The sequence below is a fragment of the Exiguobacterium sp. s123 genome, assembly GCF_018617075.1.
In the GTDB taxonomy this organism is placed as follows: domain Bacteria; phylum Bacillota; class Bacilli; order Exiguobacteriales; family Exiguobacteriaceae; genus Exiguobacterium; species Exiguobacterium profundum.
The window spans coordinates 380,873-402,087 of sequence record NZ_JACSJL010000002.1 but is presented as its reverse complement, the minus strand read 5'-3'; the positions used below and the strand labels follow the sequence as shown (position 1 = coordinate 402,087).

Below are 21,215 nucleotides of genomic sequence, written 5' to 3'. Positions count from 1 at the left end.
TCAATCGACCTCCTTCATAATCGCGGCCAAAAGGATTGAGCTAGAAAGGGCACCCGGGTCGACGGTTCCGCGAGAGTTTTCTCCGAAGTAAGAGGCTCTTCCTTTCGTGGCCACCATATCCTCTGTTTTTTGGACAAGCTCGTCCAACTTCTGTTTATAATCTTCCCCTTGTTGGACTTGCTCGAGGAACGGGTCCCAGACGTCGACCATCGTTTTTTGGCCGACTTCCGATTTCCCTCGTGCTTTGATGGAATTCGAACCTTCCTGGAGCGCCTCCTTGAGTAAGCCAAAGTCCGCTTCGGTCGCATCCCCGAATTTGGTTGCCATCTTCACGAAAGCTGAACCGTATAAAGGTCCGGCCGCGCCTCCGACTTTCGACATGAGGGTCATCCCGACCTTTTTACTAAGTGCTCCAAGAGAGTCATAATCCTCATCTAGAATAGTAGAGACCGCATCAAAACCACGAGACATGTTGATCCCATGGTCTCCGTCGCCGATGGCCCGGTCTAAATCGGTCAACGTATCCTTTTGTTCTTCGATGCCAACTTGTGCGTCACGTAACGCCTGCTTCATCCGATCAATCGTCAACATAAACCAAACACCTCATTTATTAAATTTTGAATCCAAGTGCTGCCGAAGGAGCGTCGAGATACGTCGTCATCTCATCATCGAGAGGGAGCAACGTGATGGAGAACCCATGCATCTCGAGTGAAGTCATGTAGTTGCCGACATACTTCCGTTTAAGGGTATACCCAGCAGCTTCCAGTTTTTCGGCAACGAAGTGATAGGTCACATATAACTCAGACAACGGCGTTCCACCCATTCCGTTCACCATGACGGCAACTTCTCCTGGCTCGACTTCTTTTTTCAAGTGACTGAGGAGGTCGTCGACGATTTGGTCGACATCACTCGTCGGTTTCCGCTCGACACCACGTTCCCCGTGAATCCCGATGCCGATTTCCATCTCTTCCTCGTTCAAGTCGAAACCTGGTTTACCACTGACAGGCATGTAACAAGGTTCCACGGCCATCCCTATGGAGCGAACGTGTGAAGCTACTTTTTCGGCGATGGATTTGACTTCTTCAAGTGATTTGCCACTAGCTGCAGCGGCTCCGGCAATTTTGTGAACAAAGACCGTTCCGGCAACCCCGCGTCGATCTTCTTTGTTCGAAATGGCGACATCATCGGCGACGACGACGTGGTCGACTTTGATGCCATCACCTTCGGCCAGTTCTGCGGCGAGCTCAAAGTTCATCACGTCGCCGGAATAGTTTTTCACAATCAAAAGAACGCCGTTTCCGCCGTCAGCTGCTTTGATTCCTTCAAGTACCATGTCCGGAGTAGGAGAGGTGAACACTTCCCCACATACTGCCGCATCGAGCATACCGTCCCCGACATATCCAGCGTGGGCCGGCTCGTGACCACTACCGCCTCCAGATACGAGACCGACTTTTCCAGACTTCGCTCCGTCAGCCCGACAGATGACATTCACACCGTCGACGCGACCATACATTTCAGGATGGGCATGGACCATCCCTTCAACCATTTGCGATACGAGTTCACTTGCTTCACCGATTAGCTTCTTCACGCGAGATCACTCCTTTATTAAATTGAAAACTACCAATTTCAATTTTCCACTCTTTCGAGGGAACTAAACAAAAAAACCGACGAATCATTCGTCGGTTTCGTGTCATGCATATTCGAGTAATGCGCCAGTCTCAGAGTCGACTGTAAACTCATATGTTTTCTCTTCATCGTTCTCAAGAACCGAGATGCCACCTTTGTAGACGTCGTATTCACGACCGTCGTATGTGTAAATCTCCGGTGATGCAGAAATCCATGCCCCTTGGACATGACCTTTTGCTGAGAAAGCACGCTTCGTGTACTCTAAGGCGTTTTCTGCAGATAAGCTACGTTCATCTAAAGCTTTTTTCGTCATAAGTGCGGCAATGACGGCAACCCCGATTCCAATAAACCAATACCTTTTTTTCATATGACTACCTCCCCTTGAACTATGGCTATCATGTACATCGTACCAAAACCTGTACCCGAATGGAATGAAAAGCATTCGCATCCTGTCAAAACTTTTGTATATAATGAGACAAGAACGGTTAGGAAAGGATGATGAAAGATGGATCAGAAGACGAGAGATTTATTTAAGACGCTAACAGAACTCCCGGGAGCTCCTGGGTTCGAGTCTGAAGTTCGTCAATTTGTACGTGGACGAATTGAACCCCATTCAGATGAAATTGTCACGGATGGCATCGGATCAATTTTTGGAAAACGTGTCGGAGACGAGTCGGGACCGAAAGTCATGGTAGCCGGACATATGGATGAGGTCGCTTTTATGGTGACACGGATTACCGAGAACGGCATGCTTTACATACAACCACTCGGTGGCTGGTGGAGCCAAGTGCTCATGGCGCAACGTTTCGACATCATCACGTCGAACGGTAAAATTCCCGGTGTCGTCGCTTCGACACCGCCTCATTTGTTAGGTCCAGATGCAATGAGTAAACCGATGGACATCAAGCAGATGTTTATCGATATCGGAGCAGATTCGAAAGAAGAAGCAGAGTCATGGGGTGTACGTCCGGGGGTCCCTGCTGTTCCATCGAGCGCATTTACCCCACTTCATCACCCGAAAAAGATTATGGCCAAAGCTTGGGACAATCGTTATGGCGTCGGTCTTGCAATCGAATTGTTGGAGGAAACGACAAAAGCGGATCATCCAAACATCTTGTTCTCGGGTGCTACCGTACAAGAAGAAGTCGGATTACGTGGAGCGCAGACAGCATCTGAATTGATTCAGCCAGATGTGGCACTCGTACTCGATGCTTCACCGGCCAATGATGCTTCAGGAAGTAAAACGGAGTTCGGTCAGCTCGGTGAGGGAGCATTGATCCGAATTTTAGATCGCGTCATGGTCATGTCTCCTGAAATGCGTGATTTCTTACTCGATACGGCTTCAGACGAAAACATCAAGACACAATATTTCGTCTCACCAGGCGGTACCGATGCGGGGCGCGTTCACATGAGCGGAGAAGGGGTACCGACAGCCGTCATTGGCGTCGCATCTCGTTATATCCATACACACGCCTCGATTCTTCATACGGATGACTACGATGCAGCGAAAGCGTTGCTCAAAGCGTTGGTCAAGCGGCTTGATCGTTCGACACTTGAAACGCTACGTCCGTCTCTGTAAATCAAACATTCCGTTCACTCGAAAGATGAGTGGACGGTTTTTTATGGATGTTCTTGCTATTTCATGAAAACGTCTTATACTGATAAAGGTGTTTATACATGTATGTTACTCATGACAAGACACCTGTATAAGTGTAAGGAGGATATGTTATGTTCAAGAAAAAAGGAATCTCATTGAGCCCGTCGCTTTATTTTGTGACGGCGCTAAGTTATATGGCACTTGGTTTGTTTAGTACGTTAATCATCGGTCTGATCATAAAAACGATCGGAGGTCAGCTCGAAGGAACGACATTCACAGGGATGAGTGCCACGTTGATTCAAATCGGGGATGTCGCCATGAGTTTGACCGGACCGGCAATCGGGATTGCCATCGCCTATGCGTTAGAGGCGCCGCCGCTCATTTTGTTTTCCGCGCTCGTTATCGGGGCGTTTGGATATGAGTTCGGACCGGCAGGAAGTTACGTTGCGACGATTCTTGCGGTCGAAGTCTCAAAACTTGTCTCTAAATCGACGAAACTAGATATTTTAGTGACGCCGTTCACAACGATTGCCGTAGGCTACCTCACTGCGACGTATATCGGCAAGTATGTCGGCTTATTTATGACGCAACTCGGTGGTTGGATTGAATGGGGCACGGAGCAACAGCCGTTGTTCATGGGAGTGGTCGTCGCGACATTGATGGGACTTGCGTTAACGGCACCGATTTCAAGTGCTGCCATCGCATTGATGCTCGGTTTGAACGGAATTGCCGCTGGAGCAGCGACTGTCGGTTGCGCGGCTCAGATGATTGGGTTTGCCATCACGAGTTATCGTGATAATGGGGTCGGTGGGGCGATTGCTCAAGGAATCGGCACCTCGATGCTTCAAGTCGGGAACATTGTGAAAAACCCTTGGATTCTTCTTCCGCCAACAATGGCCGGGGCTGTATTGGCTCCAATCGCGATTCTGTTGTTTGAACTGGAAAGTGTCGCTGCGGGGGCAGGCATGGGAACAAGTGGGCTCGTCGGCCCGATTGTCATGCTTGAAACGATGGGCTTTAGCTGGTATACCTTTCTCGTCGTCTTTGGTTTCCTCATAATTGGACCAGCCTTATTGAGTTACGCGGTATACGTAGTCTTGCGAAGAACCGGTCGGATTCAACCGAATGATTTAAAAATTGATTATTAATGAAGAGCAACGTTTCGAGGAACGTTGCTCTTTTTCATCCAATTCCGAACCACATTTTCACGGACTCAACCGTCTCACGAGGGACTCGGAAACTGATTAAGAATAACATGAGCACAATCACGTAAATGGGGATCAAGAAACGCTTTCGAACGATGGGCAAGTGACGTGCCAATTTCTTGAGATATTTTTCGAGCACATAAATGACGGCGAAACCGACAACGAGCCAAATCAAGATCTCTAGTCTCGTTTTATCAGTGTCAATAAACAAGTAGCCGTATCGCAAAATGGCAAGCATTCCAAATACACCGACCATCTGTTCAAGAGGGTGCTTCATTTCAGGGTTTAACGTTTCGCGTGTTAATTTCATTCAGCTTCACCTGTTTCAACTAGTTTCGGCTTTGATTATAACAAACAGCAGAGCAGAATGTGTGACTTGACTTATGCTATTATAAGTGAGGAAAAAACGAACAGGAGTGATAATCATGAAACGACTATCAACAATGGCAGAATATATCGAAGCAAAAGAAGCGAAAAGTGTCCTTATGTTTTCGGCGACATGGTGTGGAGATTGCCGATTCCTTGACCCATTCATGCCGGAAATCGAGAAGAAATTTGAAGCATGGACGTTCTATTACGTCGATCGTGACGAGTTCATGGAACTTGCGCAAGAACTTGATATTTTTGGCATCCCAAGCTTTGTTGCGTTTGAAAATGGCAATGAGGTTGATCGCTACGTCGGTCGTGAACGGAAGACGCCGGAACAGGTTGAAGCTTTCTTGAACGGATTAGGGTGAGCCTTTATGGAACGGAATGAGTTAAGACGTTATCTAGAATCGCATTTTAATGAAGAATACCGTACTTCTTACGACCGTGAGAATGAGGTACTGCGCGTCGAGCGGAAATCTGACCGTTTTGGGGTCAATATCCGCCTTGCGCCGATTGTGGCAAAGGCTAAGACACGCGGTACGGTTGCCGTCGATGAAGTCATCGAGTATATCGAATCAGCGATGAAGGCGGATGATCAAATCTCCCTCACCGGAAATGAAGATGCCATCTATCCGGTCATTCGTTCGAACTCTTTCTCGAAGACGACAAAAAATGGAGAAGCACTTGCATTCACCCCGCACACGGCCGAGACCGCGATTTTTTATGCGCTGGACCGTGGAAACGGATATCGGTTGATTGAAGAACGCCACCTTTCGGATGAAATGACGCTCGACCGCATCGAGCGAATCGCCCGTGAGAATGTGAAAAAACTACCGACCGAGATGAAACAAGACGAAGTGGCTGGAAACCCATTCTACTTCTTATCAACTCGTGATGGCTACGAGGCATCTCGTGTGTTAAATGACGAGTTTCTTCGGCTGATGGAACGACGGATTGAAGGGGATATGCTCGTCGGTGTCCCGCATCAGGATGTGATGATCGTTGCGGACATTCGAAATGACCAAGGATATGATGCGATGCAGCAACTGATGTTTGATTTCTTCACAAATGGTCGAATTCCCGTCACTGCACTCGCCTTTCACTATGTGGCGGGGGAACTTGAACCGATTTTCATTGTCGGAAAAAAGACCCCGCCATCGAACACATAATCTGATAAAATAAGTGAGATGAGTTTGAAAGAAGGGACGTAGGAACGTATGCAAATGAATGTGTTTTATAACCGAGAAGGAATCGGTGATGTACTCATGGTGTTGTTAAAAGAAGGAGAACGACATCATCAATCTGTCGAGCGGACGGGAGACGTGGCAATCGTCAAGTCGGCAGACGGAAAAGTGAACGGGTACAACCTGTTTCAAGCAAGTCAACATGTTGATGTGACAGGATGGAATGGTCCTGTTGAGTTGACAGTCGAATTAGTGGAACAGTTGCAATCTATCTTAAATGATAACGGGATTGAAGAGGACTTTTCATGGGTTGACGTGACGCCGAAGTTTGTCGTCGGGTATGTTGAAAGCGCAGTAAAACACCCGGACGCTGACAAACTGTCAATCTGTCAAGTTCAAATCGACCAAGGGACTGTTCAAATAGTATGTGGCGCACCGAATGTGGCAACAGGGCAAAAAGTCGTTGTCGCAAAACCGGGTGCGGTGATGCCGACTGGTTTGATTATCCGTCCGTCTGCACTCCGTGGTGAAAGTTCACACGGGATGATTTGTTCTGCCCGTGAATTAAACCTTCCGAACGCCCCGCAAGAAAAAGGGATTTTAGTATTAGATGACGAATATGAAGTAGGTACAGCATTTAAAATCGGTCGCTAAATTCGACCGATTTTTTGTTAAATATGGATTGAGTGAAAAAGCGAGGAATCAAGTATGGATGCATATGAACGTTCACTGAAGCAACAAGCAGAGCGAATCAAACGAGAACTGTCGAAAGAAGGACAAAAAGGTTCCCCTCCGCCAAAGGTAGAGGTAACCGAGGAATTTATTCCGTCAGACGTCCCGTCACCGATTTATGGATATGCTCGTCCGAAACCAAAGATTGTCCTTCCGGTCGAACACTCTCCTGAAACGAGAGATGCGTATGATTCAAAGATGGCATCTACTCATTCTACGACGGAAGAGCCAATCCAAGAGTCATCTACTGAACCCGTCTCTGAACCTGAATGGAGCAAAGAGTCCAACGAGCTGATTTCCGAGGAAATGGAAATGGAAGAAAAACCGATTCTTGGTGAAGTTTCGATTCTAGATAATGGCTTTTCATCTGTTTTTATGCAATCAACGGATTTATCCCGTTCAAAAAAGGAGACGGTCGTAGAGGCTCATCAAGATGCCACTCCTCATACTGACCTAGATATTGACGAATCGGCGGAACAAATCGGTTCGTCGCTTGAGCAGATTGCAGAAAGATTACAAACACCATCTGAACAGCAAGAAGTGCCATCTGCCACAGATTTGACATCAGCGGTTCAAGTATCATTTAAAGCGGATCAACCGCCTGTAAATGTGATGATGACGCCAAAAGATCGCATGGCGATGTACCGCAGCCGACGACTTGCGCAAAAAAACAATAATCTGTAATAGCACGACTCTGTGAGTTTTGCTATAATGACAAAGGTTTGTCGCATTTTGACGAGCCGCAATGAATTAGGGGGGCTATTTACAGATGAACCGTTATCACTTCGTCGGAATTAAAGGAACGGGCATGAGTCCTTTAGCTCAAATTTTATTTGATATGAACAATGAGGTCCGTGGATCGGACGTTGAAAAAGCATTTTTTACAGAAGAAGCATTGAACCGTAAAGGGATTGAAATTTTGCCATTCGATCCTGAAAATATTTCGGAAGACCAAATCGTTGTGCAAGGAAACGCGTTCAGTGATGATCATCCAGAAATCGTGCGTGCACGTGAACTCGGATTGACGATTTATAAGTATTACGAGTTTTTAGGTGAACTCGCGAACCATTACACGAGTGTCGCCATCACTGGGTCACACGGGAAGACGTCAACGACGGGATTGCTTGCACACGTCATGCGTGGAATCGAACCGACATCGTTCTTAATCGGCGATGGCACGGGAGAAGGAGTGGCGGATTCGAAAAACTTCGTCTTCGAAGCTTGTGAGTACAAGCGTCATTTCTTATACTACCGTCCAGACTACGCGATTATGACGAATATCGACTTTGACCATTCGGACTATTTCTCTGGACTTGATGACGTCATTGACGCTTTCCAAGAAATGGCGAAACAAGTGAAGAAAGGAATCATTGCTTGTGGCGATGACGAAAATCTTCAACAGATTCAAGCCAACGTGCCGCTCGTCTATTATGGTTTCGGGGCGCACAATGATTTCCGTGCTGAACAGGTCACATCGACAGAAAATGGAACGACATTTGATGTCTTTTTGCGTGATGACTTCTACGGAACGTTCCGAATTCCTGGATATGGAGACCACAGCGTGTTGAACGCGCTCGCTGTCATTGCGACATGCGACTACGAGAACTTGCCGAAAGAATTGGTGAAAGAACGTCTTGAGACGTTCAATGGTGTAAAACGCCGATTCAGTGAATCGACGTTAAACGACCAAGTGCTTGTCGATGACTACGCGCATCATCCGCGGGAAATCAGTGCAACGGTCGAAGCGGCTCGGAAAAAGTATGGCAATCGAGAAGTCGTTGCGATTTTCCAACCACACACGTATACACGCTTGAAATCATTCATGGATGATTTTGCGACGGCATTGGCCGAAGCAGACACTGTCTATTTATGTGATATTTTCGGTTCAGCACGTGAGCAGGAAGGAACGGTCACGATCGAAGACCTCCAATCACGAATCGAAGGCGCGCATATTTTAAAACGTGGTGGTACAGGCGTGTTACGCAACCATGCCGATGCCGTGCTCTTATTCATGGGTGCCGGTGATATTCAAACGTATCAGCGCGAATATGAAGAAGTTGTAAAACTTGAAGCATAAGTGTGAAGGGAGACGAAAGTCTCTCTTTTTAATGTTTAGCCATCCAAAATCTCGGTAATAGTAGTATCGATGAATATGACAAAGGAGATGTTAGGAATGGCTAGTCAAGTTGCGCTCAACACATTGAACAAAGAAGTAGCGAACTATGGATTACTGTTTGTGAAACTTCATAATTATCACTGGTATATCAGTGGACCGCACTTCTTCACGTACCATGAAAAACTAGAAGAGCTCTATAATCTAGTGGCAGAACTTTATGATGACGTGGCAGAACGCCTACTAATGAATGACGGCGAACCGTTTGCGACGATGAAAGAGTATCTTGAACATTCGACGTTAAAAGAAGGCGATCGTCATGCCGAGACAGATCAGATGATTAAAGACATCATCAGTGACTTCAAACAAATCCGTCAAGAGATGCAAGATGCGATGGAGAAATTTGAGGATGGCGATGAGGCGATTGAAGATACATTCGTCTCTCATATCGAACGACTCGAAAAAGAAATTTGGATGATGTCTGCAGCCCTCGGGAAGAAAACAAAATTATAAACATAAAAATGGTGCGCCTTTGTCAGGCGCACCATTTTTATGTTATTTCAAGTTTTCTGGATTAAGCGGAAGCAAGGCATCGATGACGAAACGTCCGTCTTTTCGGATGAGTACATCGTCGAACCAAATTTCGCCGCCACCGTAATCCGGGCGCTGGATGTTGACAAGATCCCAATGGACAGATGAGTTGTTGCCGTTATAGGCTTCATCATACGCTTGACCTGGCGTGAAGTGGAAGCTGCCGTCAATTTTCTCATCGAAGAGGATATCTTTCATCGGATGTTGAATGTATGGGTTCACACCGATTGCGAACTCACCGACGTAACGGGCTCCTTCATCTGTGTTGAACACTTCATTGATTCGTTCTGTATCATTAGCCGTCGCATCTACAATCTTCCCGTCTTTGAACGTCAACTTCACATTCTCGAATGTGAATCCTTGGTATGGAGATGGCGTATTGTACGTGATCACGCCATTGACCGAGTCTTTTACCGGTGCTGTGAACACTTCACCATCTGGAATGTTCATTTGACCCGAGCACTTGATTGCCGGAATATCTTTTATGGAGAACGAGAGGTCCGTTCCTGGTCCTTTCAACGTGACACGGTCCGTCTTGTTCATCAATTCGACCAATCCGTCCATTGCGCGGTCCATCTTTCCGTAATCGAGCGTACATACATTGAAGTAGAAGTCTTCGAACGCTTCTGTCGATTTTCCAGCAAGTTGCGCCATCGATGGAGATGGATAACGAAGGACGACCCATTTAGTTCCTTTGACCCGGTCTTCGGTATGCATTTTCCCAAGAGTGGCACCGACGAGTTTTTGTTGCTCACTCGGCACGTCAGAGAGTTCGTTGATGTTATCACCAGCACGTAAGCCGATATAGGCATCCATTGCCTGCATCTGTTTACGCTCGATGTCGGCCATGAGTTCGAGTTGCTCTCGGCTTGCGCCCGTATATAACTTACGTAAGATACGGCTCTCTTTCAACAAGACGAATGGGTGTCCGCCTGCCTCATATGCTTTTTCGACGAGTGCCTCAACGAGCGACTCCTCGACGCCAAAGTTCTCAATCAGTACCTTTTCCCCCGGTTGTAGCTTGACGGAATAATTGATTAAACCGTCTGCTAACTGTGTAATTCTTGGATCTCTCACACGATCACCCCTAATTATTTTTATGAATTTCTATTTTAGTGTAATCGAAAACATAAAAACGGGTAAAGGAATAATCAGACCCAATGGCGAAAACGGTTGTAGCAAATCTTTTCAGTCATAATGGTGCTATAATGAAACAAGAAACGATTGAATAGGAGGAATGGATTGAATGGAGATCACATTAGGAGGCATCGCTGGCCTGATTGCGGCGCTCGCGTTTGTCGTACTCGTCATCTTCTTGGCGCGTGTATTGTCGAATGTAAACCGTACACTCGGAAGCGTCGCCAACACGACCGAAAATTTAGAACGCCAGCTCGATGGAATCACAATGGAAGTGACGGCGCTCTTACATAAGACGAACCGTCTCGTGGACAACGTCGAAGAAAAAACAGAATTGCTCGCACCCGTCGCTCATGCGCTTGATGAGTTAGGGACATCATTGAACGAGGTGACCGAGTCTGTTCGTACCGTCTCGACATCTGTCCACTCGGCAGCAGACGAAAACAAAGAACAGATTGCGCAAGCCGTCCGATGGGGATCGGTTGCGGTCGAATTGTTCAAGAAGAACAAGCCGGAAGCATCTGCTTCAAAAGAACGTCCACGTCGCCGTACACGACGTGAAAAGAAAGCAGAAACACCTGTATCACCTGATTTGATTCAAACGGACGATACAATCAAATAACTAAATTTCGGGGAGGAACTCACACATGACAGACCAAAAGCAATCAACAGAACAGAATCAATCAAGTAGCGGATTTTTGACGGGTGTCATCCTCGGAGGGATTGTCGGAGCAGCGGTTGCCCTCTTAACATCACCGAAAAACGGACGTGAAGTTCGAACGTACCTTGACGAGAAGACGTCAACATCGCGAGAACGTCTGACTGTCAAATCGAAAGAAATGCGTGAGAAAGCAGAACCGGTCGTTGGGGAATGGATTAAAGTGGCGAGCGATAAGGCGGCACCTGTCCTCAATATCGTAAAAGATAAGGCGCGTGAGGCAGCAGAATTAAAGCAACAGATCGATGAGGACGAACTCTCGATTGAAGAGGCGATGGAGAAAGCGGATCAGCTCGTCGCGGAAGCGGAATCGGAAGTGAAAGAACAGATGGACCGTGCGGCTGAAGAAGAGGCAAATCCATCGAACGCATCGGATTCTGAATCAAACGATTCGCTCGAAGCACCTGTCAATGAGTTGCTTGATGAGGAATCGAAAGAAGAACTCAATGATTTGAAGAAAGACCTTAAAAAAAATGAATGACATGTAAGGGCCGAATGCATTCGGTCCTTTTTTGGTGATTTTGTGACGTAGAAGGTTTCCTTATGACAAAGCGCACAAAGTTCGATATAATTAGGAATCTGGAAAGAACGGCTTAAGAATGTGAGGGAAACTATGAGTCCACAAGATCAATTGAATCGATTACGTCGAGAAATGGATGAATTGAACCATGAAATGCTCGACTTGCTAAGTCGGCGTGGTACACTTGCCGTCGAAATTGGAAAAATCAAACGTCTTCAAGGCGTCGAACGTTATGATCCCGTCCGCGAGCGCGAGATGCTCGATTTTATCGCCGCTTCAAATCAAGGACCGTTTGAAACGTCACGTCTTCAACATATCTTTAAAGAAGTCTTTAAAGCGTCTGCTGAATTACAAGGGGAAGACCGTGATAAAACGCTTCTCGTTTCGCGGAAGCGTCAACCGGAAGACACGTTGGTCCACGTGAAGGACGTGACGATCGGAAACGGGCGTCCACAATTGATTGCGGGACCGTGTGCCGTTGAATCGTTTGAACAAGTGAATGCGGTCGCAGAAAAACTTGCATTATCGGGAGTTAAAGTGATGCGAGGTGGTGCTTATAAACCGCGTACGTCTCCTTACGATTTCCAAGGCTTAGGCTTTGAAGGATTGAAGCTGTTGAAGACAGCAGCTGACCGACACGACCTACGAGTCATCACGGAAATCATGACTCCCGGCGCAGTGGAATCGGCGTTACCATATGTCGATATCATTCAGGTCGGGGCTCGCAACATGCAGAACTTCGATTTGTTAAAAGAAGTCGGGAAGACAGACAAACCGGTCTTGTTGAAGCGCGGATTATCCGCTACAATCGAAGAGTTCATTTATGCGGCAGAGTACATTATGGCGAGCGGGAACAGCCAAGTCATCTTATGCGAGCGGGGAATTCGAACGTATGAACGAGCAACACGTAATACGTTGGACATCACGGCTGTGCCGATTTTGAAGCAAGAGACGCATCTACCTGTCATGGTAGACGTCACGCATTCGACGGGTCGTCGTGACTTGTTGTTACCGGCTGCAAAAGCGGCCCTTGCCATCGGAGCTGACGGTGTGATGGTAGAAGTGCACCCGAATCCTGCCATTGCATTATCGGATGCGCAACAACAATTGGACTTCGATCAATTCGATCAATTTGTGGAAGGACTCACCGTCCAGTTTCCCCGACTTGATTTGGTGAAAAAGTAAGCTTTCCAAATGGAAACGTTTTATATCGCATGAAGACAGGGTAAATGGATGACAGATACCTGTCTTCCTTTTTTAAGATGTTTTATGAAAACTTTTTGAAAATCAGGACTTGTAGGAGGAGTAGTTTATGAATAGTAACAACGTAACGATTTACGATGTCGCACGAGAAGCCGGGGTGTCAATGGCAACCGTTTCTCGTGTCGTCAACGGAAACCCGAACGTCAAACCGACAACACGCAAGAAAGTACAGGATGCGATTGACCGTCTTGGTTATCGTCCGAACGCCGTCGCGCGTGGACTTGCGAGTAAAAAAACGACAACGGTCGGTGTCATCGTACCGGATATCTCGAACATCTTCTTTGCTGATTTGGCACGAGGCATTGAAGACGTGGCGACGATGTACAAATACAACATCATCCTTGGTAACTCGGATTCGAGTCGTGACAAGGAAGTGCATTTACTCAATACGTTGTTAGGGAAGCAAGTGGACGGCATCATCTTCATGGGTGGACGTTTGCATGAAGACCTCGTCGAAGAGTTCAAAAAATCACCGGTTCCAATCGTTCTCGCAGCGACGTTGAACCAAGGATATGATCTCCCTGCCGTCAACATCGATTATGAACAAGCCGCATATGACGCGACTCAGATGTTGATCAACCACGGACATGATCGTGTTGGATTTATCACTGGACCGCTCGAACAACAAATCAATGGCGAGAAGAAATTCGCTGGATACCGTCGCGCGCTTGAAGATGCAGGTCTTCCATTCCATGATAACGATATGATTCTTGGAAATTATACGTATGCGTCTGGTCTCGAGGCGATGCAAAAAATGTTGCAGCGAGATGATTGCCCGAAAGCCATCTTTGCGGGGACGGATGAGATGGCTCTCGGTGTCATCCACGCGATCCAAGATGCAGGTTACTCGGTTCCAAACGACTTTGAAGTCGTCGGTCACGATAACACGCGTCTCGCGACGATGATTCGTCCGAAGTTGACGACGGTCGTTCAACCGATGTACGATATCGGAGCCGTCGCGATGCGTCTCTTGACTAAGATTTTGAACGCGGAAGAAATCGAAGAGAAAAACGTCGTGCTTCCTCACCGAATCGAACGCCGTGACTCGCTTCGCCAAGATTAATCAAAAGGCCTCCCCATCCGTCACATCATGTGAGGGAAAGGGGAGGCTTATTTTTATAGGTAAATTGACTTTCGGTCATTTGATATGAACGGCCAAAAGGCTCGTTTTGTGACTTCCCAATTCTTTTCTTCGATTTGTTGACGGCGCGGGATATGATCAAACGCATAAAGCGAGTCGTCCCAGCGAGTGGGTAACGGTTGACCAGCGACACCAGACCATTGCTCAATCCACTCGCGCGGAATATCTCCAGAATAGGGTGCTTCTCTCGTCAATCCAGCCCACACTTGAGCCCATGCGCGTGGCACGGCACGATACCAGTCATACCCGCCGCCACCAAGGGCGACGAGACGGCCGTCTGTATATTCATCGGCCAGGCGTGAGGCAATCTGCGGGATTTGTTCGAACGTCCGTATCGTTGATGCCAGATGGGTGAGTGGATCAAAGACATGGGCATCCGCACCGTTCTGAGTCAAGATGATATCGGGTTTAAACCATTCGCACGCCTCGCGCAAGACGGTCTCATAGCACGTCAAAAAAGAGTCATCTTGGGTGAACGCATCGACCGGTACGTTCCAACTGTAGCCGTATCCTTTCCCATTACCTCGTTCTGTCACCATTCCGGTACCCGGGAAGAGATAACGTCCCGTCTCATGAATCGACAGTGTCATCACATCATCATCGTCATAGAAGAGCCATTGGACGCCGTCCCCATGATGCGCATCCGTATCGACATAGAGAACGCGTGACCCGTATTGTTTTCTCACATGTGCGATGGCGACAGCTGCATCGTTATAGACGCAAAACCCTGATGCTTTGCGCCGCATACCATGGTGTAAACCGCCCCCGACATGGAAGGCGCGCTCTCCTTTGCCGCTCGCGACCAGATCGAGCGCATGAATCGTCCCTCCGACAAGTCTTGCGGCCCCCTCATGAATCGTCGGAAAGATAGGGGTGTCTTCCGTACCGAGACCAAACTTATTCGCTTTCAGCGTAGAAAGTTCTCCTGCAGCCGCAGCTTGGACGGCTTCGATGTAATCGAAGTCGTGAACGAGCGCTAACGCTTCAACCGAAGCGAGTGGCGGAGATACACATTCCGATTTGGACAGTTTTCCGGCTGCAATCAATAGCGATGTCGTTAATTCCAGTCGTAACGGATTGAACGGATGATCCTCATGGAAGCGATAAGACGTCTCGTCTTCGCCAAATATGTAAATCGGTCTCATCGCGACATCTCCGGACCGAGGACATCATAGCCTTCACGTTTCAACCGTTCGATGATTCGGAGCGGGTTCATCGTCTGGACGCGGAAGGAGATGATACGTTTATACGGATCGCTCGTCGGATGAACGAAGACGTTGATGATATTGACGTTTGTTTTGGCGAGGAGTCGGGTCACTTTTTCAAGTGTACCGGTCGTATTTTCGACGAGGATCTCGATTTGCGAACTTGGTTCGAGTGCGCCGGTCAATTGGACGAAGTAACGTAATAAATCGGTCTCTGTCAATACACCGACGAGTTTCCCTTGTTCGACGATGGGGAGACAGGTTAGCCGGTTTTCGTAAAACAAGGCAGCTGCATCTTCAAAGAAATCGAATGGATGCGCTGTCGGTACCTCGGATCGCATGATGCTCGATACAGGGTTTTGAAAGTCTGCATTTTCACTTTCGGGATGAAAGACGCTCGTCGCACCACTCATCTCGAATTGGCCGACAATCCCGACGACTTGTCGAGCGGGATTTGTCACAATCAAATGTCGGACACGATGTTCACGCATTAATTTTGCGGCATGGGCAATCGTATTGGTCGGTTGAATCGTCACGACATGTCGATTCATCATCTGTTCGATTAACATGAAATCCCTCCTTAGTCGTACATAAATCGTCGGCGAAGACGAAGTGAATCAAAATGGTCGATTGATTCTTGTCGTACGTTTTTTCCGATACGAGCCATCAAACAGTTGGCAGGATGGGAGGCAATCTCAGGATCGTCTGTCGGGAAGAAAACAAGTCCACCGTGATTCATCATCTTCTCCATGACTTTTCGATAATCCCAAATCGAGAGTCCACTACCTTTCAAATCCCAGTGCCAATAATATTCGGTCGTCAAAATCAAAAAGTCATCCATATGTGGGTCCATCATCGATACTTCGAGTAATTGTTTCCCGATTCGTTGACCACGGAAGCGAGGACTCACCTCAATTGCCCCGAGTTCAAGGATGTATGGGTCGTTTCCTTCACTCCAACGCTCATACGGGTCAGGATAGAGGAAAGTCACGTATCCAATCACGAGATCGTCTTGCCTGGCGACGATGATTCTTCCTTCTTTTAACCCAGCAATATCGACGAGTGCTTCGTGCTGATCTTCCGGTTCACGAAAAGCTGTCAATCCTTCATCAAGACGATACGTCCGTAACACGTCAGGCGCCACCGGACCATCAATCGTGACGTCACCTTGTGAGGTCTGCCACACTTTTGAATGATATTGTTTTTCCATAGGGTCACCACCTTTTCCATCTCTTATTATAGCGCTTTCATCAAGCTGGAATCATCCTGTTTTGATGAAATTGGAAATTCATTGATTTGTCATAATTTTAACACTATACTGAAAGTGGTTATACCAATCTTTACAGGGGAGGCGAATCTTTAGCGATGGAAAAATTGAAAGCGTTAACAGGGGAACATCAATTAGCGTCGTATGAAGAGGCTTGTCAGTCGTTCGAATGGACACAAGCAGAAGCATTGTTTTCATGGAATTTGACGGGGAAAGTCAATTTGGCATATGAAGCCATCGATCGCCATGCGGAAAGTGAATTGGCGACAAAAGTGGCCCTGCTTTATTTCGATGGGGATCGAGAAGAGCGGTACACGTATGCGGATATGAAGAAAGAAAGTAATCGTTCTGGTAATGTTCTGAAGTCGATTGGTGTGGAGAAAGGCGACCGCGTCTTTATCTTTATGCCACGTCAGCCAGAACTTTATTTTATTTTGCTCGGTGCAATCAAACGAGGGGCCATCGTCGGTCCATTGTTTGAGGCGTTCATGGAACAGGCGGTTCACGACCGTTTGCTCGACTCGGAAGCGAAAGTGATTGTGACGACGAAAGAACTGTTGCCGCGCATTCCGGTCGATCAGTTGCCTCATTTAGAGACCATTCTACTCGTTGGGGACGATGTCGAAGAGTCGGAAAAGGTGCTCGATTATCGTAAACTGGCGAACGATGCGACGACAGATCTCGAATTGACGTGGGTCGACCGTGAAGACGGTCTGATTTTACACTATACATCGGGCTCAACAGGGAAACCAAAAGGGGTTCTCCACGTCCATAATGCGATGATTCAACATATGATGACCGGCAAATGGGTACTCGATCTTCAACCGGATGATATTTACTGGTGCACGGCTGACCCTGGATGGGTGACGGGGACGAGCTACGGTATTTTTGCGCCTTTCTTAAATGGTGCGACAAACGTCATCGTTGGTGGACGCTTCAATCCTGAATTTTGGTATTCGGTCATTGAACGGTTTGGCGTGACAGTTTGGTATAGTGCCCCGACGGCGTTCCGCATGCTCATGGGCGCTGGCGACGAAGCGTTTGAGAAGTATGATTTGTCTTCACTTCGTCATATTTTATCCGTCGGTGAGCCGCTAAATCCAGAAGTCATTCGTTGGGGACACGAAGCATTTGATCTTCGAATCCATGATACGTGGTGGATGACAGAAACCGGTGCGATGATGGTTTGTAACTATCCGACGATGGACATCAAACCGGGCTCAATGGGGAAACCGATCCCAGGTTGCGAAGCGGCTATTTTGGATGACCGGGGTCAACCACTTCCACCACACCGAATGGGGAACTTGGCACTCAAGACGCCTTGGCCGTCGATGATGCGGAAGATTTGGAAGAACGATGCGAAGTATGAGAGTTACTTCTGGGGAGATTGGTATGTGTCAGGTGATTCTGCTTATATGGACGAAGACGGCTATTTCTGGTTCCAAGGTCGGGTCGACGACGTCATCATGACAGCAGGAGAACGGGTCGGACCGTTTGAAGTGGAAAGTCGACTCGTGGAACATCCGGCTGTGGCTGAAGCGGGTGTCATCGGAAAACCGGACCCGGTCCGAGGTGAAATCATCAAAGCGTTCATTGCGCTACGTAAAGGTTATGAACCGTCTGATGAGTTAAAACAAGAAATCCAGCAGTTCGTCAAAGAAGGATTGGCTGCGCATGCAGCACCACGTGAGATCGAATTCAAGGACAAGTTGCCGAAAACACGAAGCGGGAAGATCATGCGTCGTGTCTTGAAGGCTTGGGAATTGAATCTTGAAACAGGTGACCTCTCGACGATGGAAGATTAAGATAAACAAAGGGTCGACACATCGTGTGTCGACCCTTTGTTTATTCACCGTTAGCATCAGCATCGGCTTCTTCTTCAGCTTGTTGTTCGGCTTCTTCAGCATCTTCTTCAGCTTTCTTCTTCGCGTCTTCCTCAGCTTTTTTCTTTGCTTCGGCGTCTGCTTTTTGTTTAGCTTCTTCTTCAGCTTTTTTCTTAGCGGCAGCATCGGCAGCAGCCTCTTGTTTCTTCTCCTCAGCTTCTTTCTTTGCTTCTTCGGCCTCTTTCTTGGCCTCTTCTTCTTTCTTCTTCTCTTCCTCTTCTTTTTCTTTCTCTTCTACTTTCTTCTTCTCAGAGAATGAACCTGAGTCTTGGAAGTCTTTCGAAGTGACGGTTGAAGGTTGTGAGAAGCGTGCGCTGACGCCTAGAGCTTCTGGGTCATCCGCATAGACACGATTCATCGTTTGCGACCAGATGCGCTGGGTCCGTTGATAGTAACGTCCATAATCCCAACCATCTAGCATTGAGAGGCGTTGTGAATCATAACCTGACCAGACAGCGAGTGTAACGTTCGGGTTCGACCCGACCAAGTACGAATCACGTTGATCGTTCGTTGTACCGGTTTTACCCATCCAATCGCCAGGAACGCTGAGCAATGATTGTGCATATGTCGCAGTACCTGACGTGTAGACGTCGCGGAGCATATCCACCACGAGATAAGAGGTACGTTCTGTGAAAATACGCGTTTTCTTCGGCTTCGCTTCGTAAATGACTTCACCTTGATATTCAATTTCTTGGATGAAGTGCGGCTCCACGTGTTCACCGTAATTTGCTAGCATCGCATAAGAGGCGGCCAAATCGATAGGCTTGACTTCCCCGGTACCGAGTGCCATCGCTGAAGCATAACGGTTTCCTTCAGATACGGGGATTCCCATATCGACTAATTTCTGCGTATCAGCAGGTTTTTGGTTACGTTCTTCATAAATCTTAACAGCCGGAACGTTCAAGGAGAGCTTGAGCGCATCGCGTACTGTGACAGCACCGCGATACGTTTTCCCTTCGTTTTGAACTTGTTTCTTCGGTTGTCCGGGACCAGTAAACTTATAAAAATACTCCTCGTCAATGATTTGAGTGGCAGGTGTAATCATGCCAGCTTCAATCGCATTTGAATAGACAAGAATCGGTTTTGCAGTCGATCCGATTTGACGTTCTGCCCAGAAAGCACGGTTCAAATCGTCGGTCTTGCCATTGATGTAGCGACCTCCGACGAATCCGAGTACTTTCCCGGTCTTATTCTCAATCATGACAGAAGAGGTTTGTTCAGGAAGTGTGCGGTTCTCATCTTTAATCGTTTGATTCGGTCCGAAGTTGCCAGCGTTTTTAGCCGGTTGTTGCATCGCTTCGTGAATTTCTTTATCCAATGTCAAACGGATGTTGAACCCACCTTGACGCAACATGTTATGAGCACGCTTCGCATAAGTCGAACGGACAGAGTCCTGTTCCTCCGAGCTCAACTCATTGATTTCAATCCCATCTTGCTCCAATAGATAATCCGTTACGATTTGGCGTGCTTGAAGTTCTGCTTCGTCTACCACGTACGGATATTTGTCGCGAGGCTTCGTCTGAGTCTGCATGAAGTCTTGCGTGATGTCGTAGTTATAAGCGGCATCATATTCTTCTTTCGTGATCTTTCCTGCAACGTACATGCGGTTCAATACCGTTTTCATTCGGTTAACCGCACCCGATACGTCCTCTTTGATGACGCCACCTTGATAGTAAGGTGTGTAGAAGAATGGGTTTTTTGGGATACCGGCAAGGAAAGCGGCTTGTGGAAGTGTCAATTTCTCTGCCGAAGTATTGAACACACCGCGAGCGGCGGCCTCAATCCCTGAAATGTTACGTCCCGTCGAGTTACGTCCGAATGAGACAACGTTCAGATAGGCGTTTAAAATTTCATCTTTGTCCATCGCTTTCTCTAGACGAAGGGCGAGTAATATTTCTTTTGCTTTCCGTTCGAAAGATACTTCGTTCGTCAACATTTGGTTTTTAATCAATTGTTGCGTCAACGTTGAACCACCCGTGCGATCTTCAGATCCTGTTGCTTCTTGTAAAATAGCGCGCAACGTCGCTTTTGGAACGACGCCATCGTGCTCATAGAATTCGACATCTTCCGTCGCAAGTAGTGCATCGACGACGTATGGAGAAACTTTTTCTACTGGAATCGGGATTCGTACCTCATCGGTCGTATAGTTCCCGATGCGCTCCCCGCTTCCGAAGTAAATATTGGAAGTCGATGTATACGTATTGATTTGCGCAGTCATCGTTTTATAAGCCGGGGTCGGCATATCTTTGACGAGTGACGCGAAATATCCGACACCAATTCCAGCACCTAAAAACCCGATGAGTACAACAGAAATGATGGTCAGGAGTAGGACGTTCCACGACACATCATACATAACATTGGCATAACGACGTACTTTCAATGACGTCGGATTATTCCATAAGTCTCGAATCTTCTGCAGCATGACAGCCTCCTTAAATATGGTGTAAAACTATTTTAGACAGTAATATATTCGATTATAGCACAATTCAACCTACACCTTACCTCGAAACCGAAGTCTCGTGCAAGTTTCATTGTAAGAGTTGACAAGTTGAAATCGATGCTTATAAAATGAATAGCATAGTCAACAAGATAATGACGCTGTGAAGAAAGCGAAGTAGTCGACGGGCCTCTTGTCCAGAAAGCTAGTGGTTGCTGTGAACTAGC

The 21,215-nt window shown here is 47.3% G+C and carries 22 protein-coding genes and 1 other annotated feature (1 of these 23 cut by a window edge); of the genes, 13 read left to right on the top strand and 9 right to left on the bottom strand.

The features are described 5' to 3' along the window. From dhaL to KNO72_RS05910, 3 genes are all read right to left on the bottom strand, one after another. Positions 1-588, bottom strand: coding sequence for a dihydroxyacetone kinase subunit DhaL (dhaL, locus tag KNO72_RS05920; protein ID WP_371328164.1), 588 nt, complete (start codon positions 586-588; stop codon positions 1-3). 22 nt (positions 589-610) lie between these two features. Then, positions 611-1,588: a dihydroxyacetone kinase subunit DhaK gene (gene dhaK / locus KNO72_RS05915; protein ID WP_078147211.1), complete on the bottom strand. Its 978-nt coding sequence runs from the start codon at positions 1,586-1,588 to the stop codon at positions 611-613. Between the two features lie 102 nt (positions 1,589-1,690). Beyond that, on the bottom strand, positions 1,691-1,993 hold the full coding sequence (locus KNO72_RS05910) for a PepSY domain-containing protein (protein ID WP_012726763.1): 303 nt from the start codon (positions 1,991-1,993) through the stop codon (positions 1,691-1,693). Positions 1,994-2,131: 138 nt separating this feature from the next. Here KNO72_RS05910 and KNO72_RS05905 point away from each other — a divergent pair, with 138 nt between their 5' ends. Then, positions 2,132-3,205: a M42 family metallopeptidase gene (locus KNO72_RS05905; RefSeq protein WP_031423097.1), complete on the top strand. Its 1,074-nt coding sequence runs from the start codon at positions 2,132-2,134 to the stop codon at positions 3,203-3,205. 149 nt (positions 3,206-3,354) lie between these two features. After that, positions 3,355-4,371, top strand: a complete 1,017-nt coding sequence (locus KNO72_RS05900) for a PTS sugar transporter subunit IIC (RefSeq protein ID WP_078147210.1) — start codon at positions 3,355-3,357, stop codon at positions 4,369-4,371. A 34-nt stretch (positions 4,372-4,405) separates the two neighbouring features. Here the strand turns inward: KNO72_RS05900 and KNO72_RS05895 are convergent, their stop codons facing one another. Next, positions 4,406-4,738, bottom strand: a complete 333-nt coding sequence (locus KNO72_RS05895; protein ID WP_012726760.1) for a hypothetical protein — start codon at positions 4,736-4,738, stop codon at positions 4,406-4,408. A 115-nt stretch (positions 4,739-4,853) separates the two neighbouring features. Here KNO72_RS05895 and KNO72_RS05890 point away from each other — a divergent pair, with 115 nt between their 5' ends. The 6 genes from KNO72_RS05890 (at position 4,854) to KNO72_RS05865 (ending at position 9,339) form a co-directional block, all read left to right on the top strand. After that, positions 4,854-5,165, top strand: coding sequence for a thioredoxin family protein (locus KNO72_RS05890; RefSeq protein ID WP_012726759.1), 312 nt, complete (start codon positions 4,854-4,856; stop codon positions 5,163-5,165). Between the two features lie 6 nt (positions 5,166-5,171). Further along, positions 5,172-5,966 (top strand): DUF1444 domain-containing protein, encoded by a 795-nt coding sequence (locus tag KNO72_RS05885; protein WP_078147209.1) that lies wholly within the window; start codon positions 5,172-5,174, stop codon positions 5,964-5,966. A 54-nt stretch (positions 5,967-6,020) separates the two neighbouring features. Beyond that, positions 6,021-6,635, top strand: a complete 615-nt coding sequence (gene ytpR, locus KNO72_RS05880; RefSeq protein WP_078147943.1) for a YtpR family tRNA-binding protein — start codon at positions 6,021-6,023, stop codon at positions 6,633-6,635. Between the two features lie 54 nt (positions 6,636-6,689). Beyond that, complete coding sequence (locus KNO72_RS05875) at positions 6,690-7,397, top strand: hypothetical protein (protein ID WP_214757497.1); 708 nt, start codon at positions 6,690-6,692, stop codon at positions 7,395-7,397. Positions 7,398-7,482: 85 nt separating this feature from the next. Next, a complete protein-coding gene (murC, locus tag KNO72_RS05870; protein WP_012726755.1) occupies positions 7,483-8,790 on the top strand; it encodes a UDP-N-acetylmuramate--L-alanine ligase in 1,308 nt (435 codons plus the stop codon). Between the two features lie 96 nt (positions 8,791-8,886). Continuing rightward, positions 8,887-9,339, top strand: coding sequence for a Dps family protein (locus KNO72_RS05865; protein ID WP_012726754.1), 453 nt, complete (start codon positions 8,887-8,889; stop codon positions 9,337-9,339). A gap of 42 nt (positions 9,340-9,381) precedes the next feature. Here KNO72_RS05865 and KNO72_RS05860 read toward each other — a convergent pair whose 3' ends face one another. Then, a complete protein-coding gene (locus tag KNO72_RS05860; RefSeq protein ID WP_012726753.1) occupies positions 9,382-10,494 on the bottom strand; it encodes an aminopeptidase in 1,113 nt (370 codons plus the stop codon). 169 nt (positions 10,495-10,663) lie between these two features. Here KNO72_RS05860 and KNO72_RS05855 point away from each other — a divergent pair, with 169 nt between their 5' ends. The 4 genes from KNO72_RS05855 (at position 10,664) to ccpA (ending at position 14,118) form a co-directional block, all read left to right on the top strand. After that, positions 10,664-11,176: a DUF948 domain-containing protein gene (locus tag KNO72_RS05855; protein ID WP_012726752.1), complete on the top strand. Its 513-nt coding sequence runs from the start codon at positions 10,664-10,666 to the stop codon at positions 11,174-11,176. 25 nt (positions 11,177-11,201) lie between these two features. Next, positions 11,202-11,753 carry a YtxH domain-containing protein gene (locus tag KNO72_RS05850; protein ID WP_214683954.1) on the top strand — a complete coding sequence of 184 codons (552 nt, stop codon included), beginning with the start codon at positions 11,202-11,204 and terminating at the stop codon, positions 11,751-11,753. 132 nt (positions 11,754-11,885) lie between these two features. Further along, positions 11,886-12,977: a bifunctional 3-deoxy-7-phosphoheptulonate synthase/chorismate mutase gene (locus tag KNO72_RS05845; protein WP_078147206.1), complete on the top strand. Its 1,092-nt coding sequence runs from the start codon at positions 11,886-11,888 to the stop codon at positions 12,975-12,977. A gap of 127 nt (positions 12,978-13,104) precedes the next feature. Then, positions 13,105-14,118 carry a catabolite control protein A gene (gene ccpA / locus KNO72_RS05840; RefSeq protein WP_074033452.1) on the top strand — a complete coding sequence of 338 codons (1,014 nt, stop codon included), beginning with the start codon at positions 13,105-13,107 and terminating at the stop codon, positions 14,116-14,118. 53 nt (positions 14,119-14,171) lie between these two features. On the opposite strand, the gene KNO72_RS05835 is transcribed toward ccpA, so the two are convergent. The 3 genes from KNO72_RS05835 to KNO72_RS05825 are packed head-to-tail and all read right to left on the bottom strand — an operon-like array spanning position 14,172 to position 16,611. Beyond that, on the bottom strand, positions 14,172-15,341 hold the full coding sequence (locus KNO72_RS05835) for an acetoin utilization protein AcuC (RefSeq protein ID WP_214757495.1): 1,170 nt from the start codon (positions 15,339-15,341) through the stop codon (positions 14,172-14,174). After that, complete coding sequence (locus KNO72_RS05830; protein WP_012726747.1) at positions 15,338-15,970, bottom strand: acetoin utilization AcuB family protein; 633 nt, start codon at positions 15,968-15,970, stop codon at positions 15,338-15,340. Before KNO72_RS05830 ends, KNO72_RS05835 begins: the two co-directional genes overlap by 4 nt. 11 nt (positions 15,971-15,981) lie before the next feature. Then, complete coding sequence (locus KNO72_RS05825; RefSeq protein WP_078147204.1) at positions 15,982-16,611, bottom strand: GNAT family N-acetyltransferase; 630 nt, start codon at positions 16,609-16,611, stop codon at positions 15,982-15,984. Between the two features lie 155 nt (positions 16,612-16,766). Between KNO72_RS05825 and acsA the strand changes: the two genes are divergently transcribed. Then, positions 16,767-18,473, top strand: coding sequence for an acetate--CoA ligase (gene acsA, locus KNO72_RS05820; RefSeq protein WP_214757493.1), 1,707 nt, complete (start codon positions 16,767-16,769; stop codon positions 18,471-18,473). Between the two features lie 40 nt (positions 18,474-18,513). Here acsA and KNO72_RS05815 read toward each other — a convergent pair whose 3' ends face one another. Beyond that, the gene (locus KNO72_RS05815) at positions 18,514-20,973 is read right to left on the bottom strand and encodes a transglycosylase domain-containing protein (RefSeq protein WP_214757491.1); all 2,460 of its coding nucleotides are present in this window, start codon (positions 20,971-20,973) and stop codon (positions 18,514-18,516) included. Positions 20,974-21,142: 169 nt separating this feature from the next. Next, positions 21,143-21,215: a binding site (T-box leader), on the top strand; it runs 125 nt beyond the window's last position.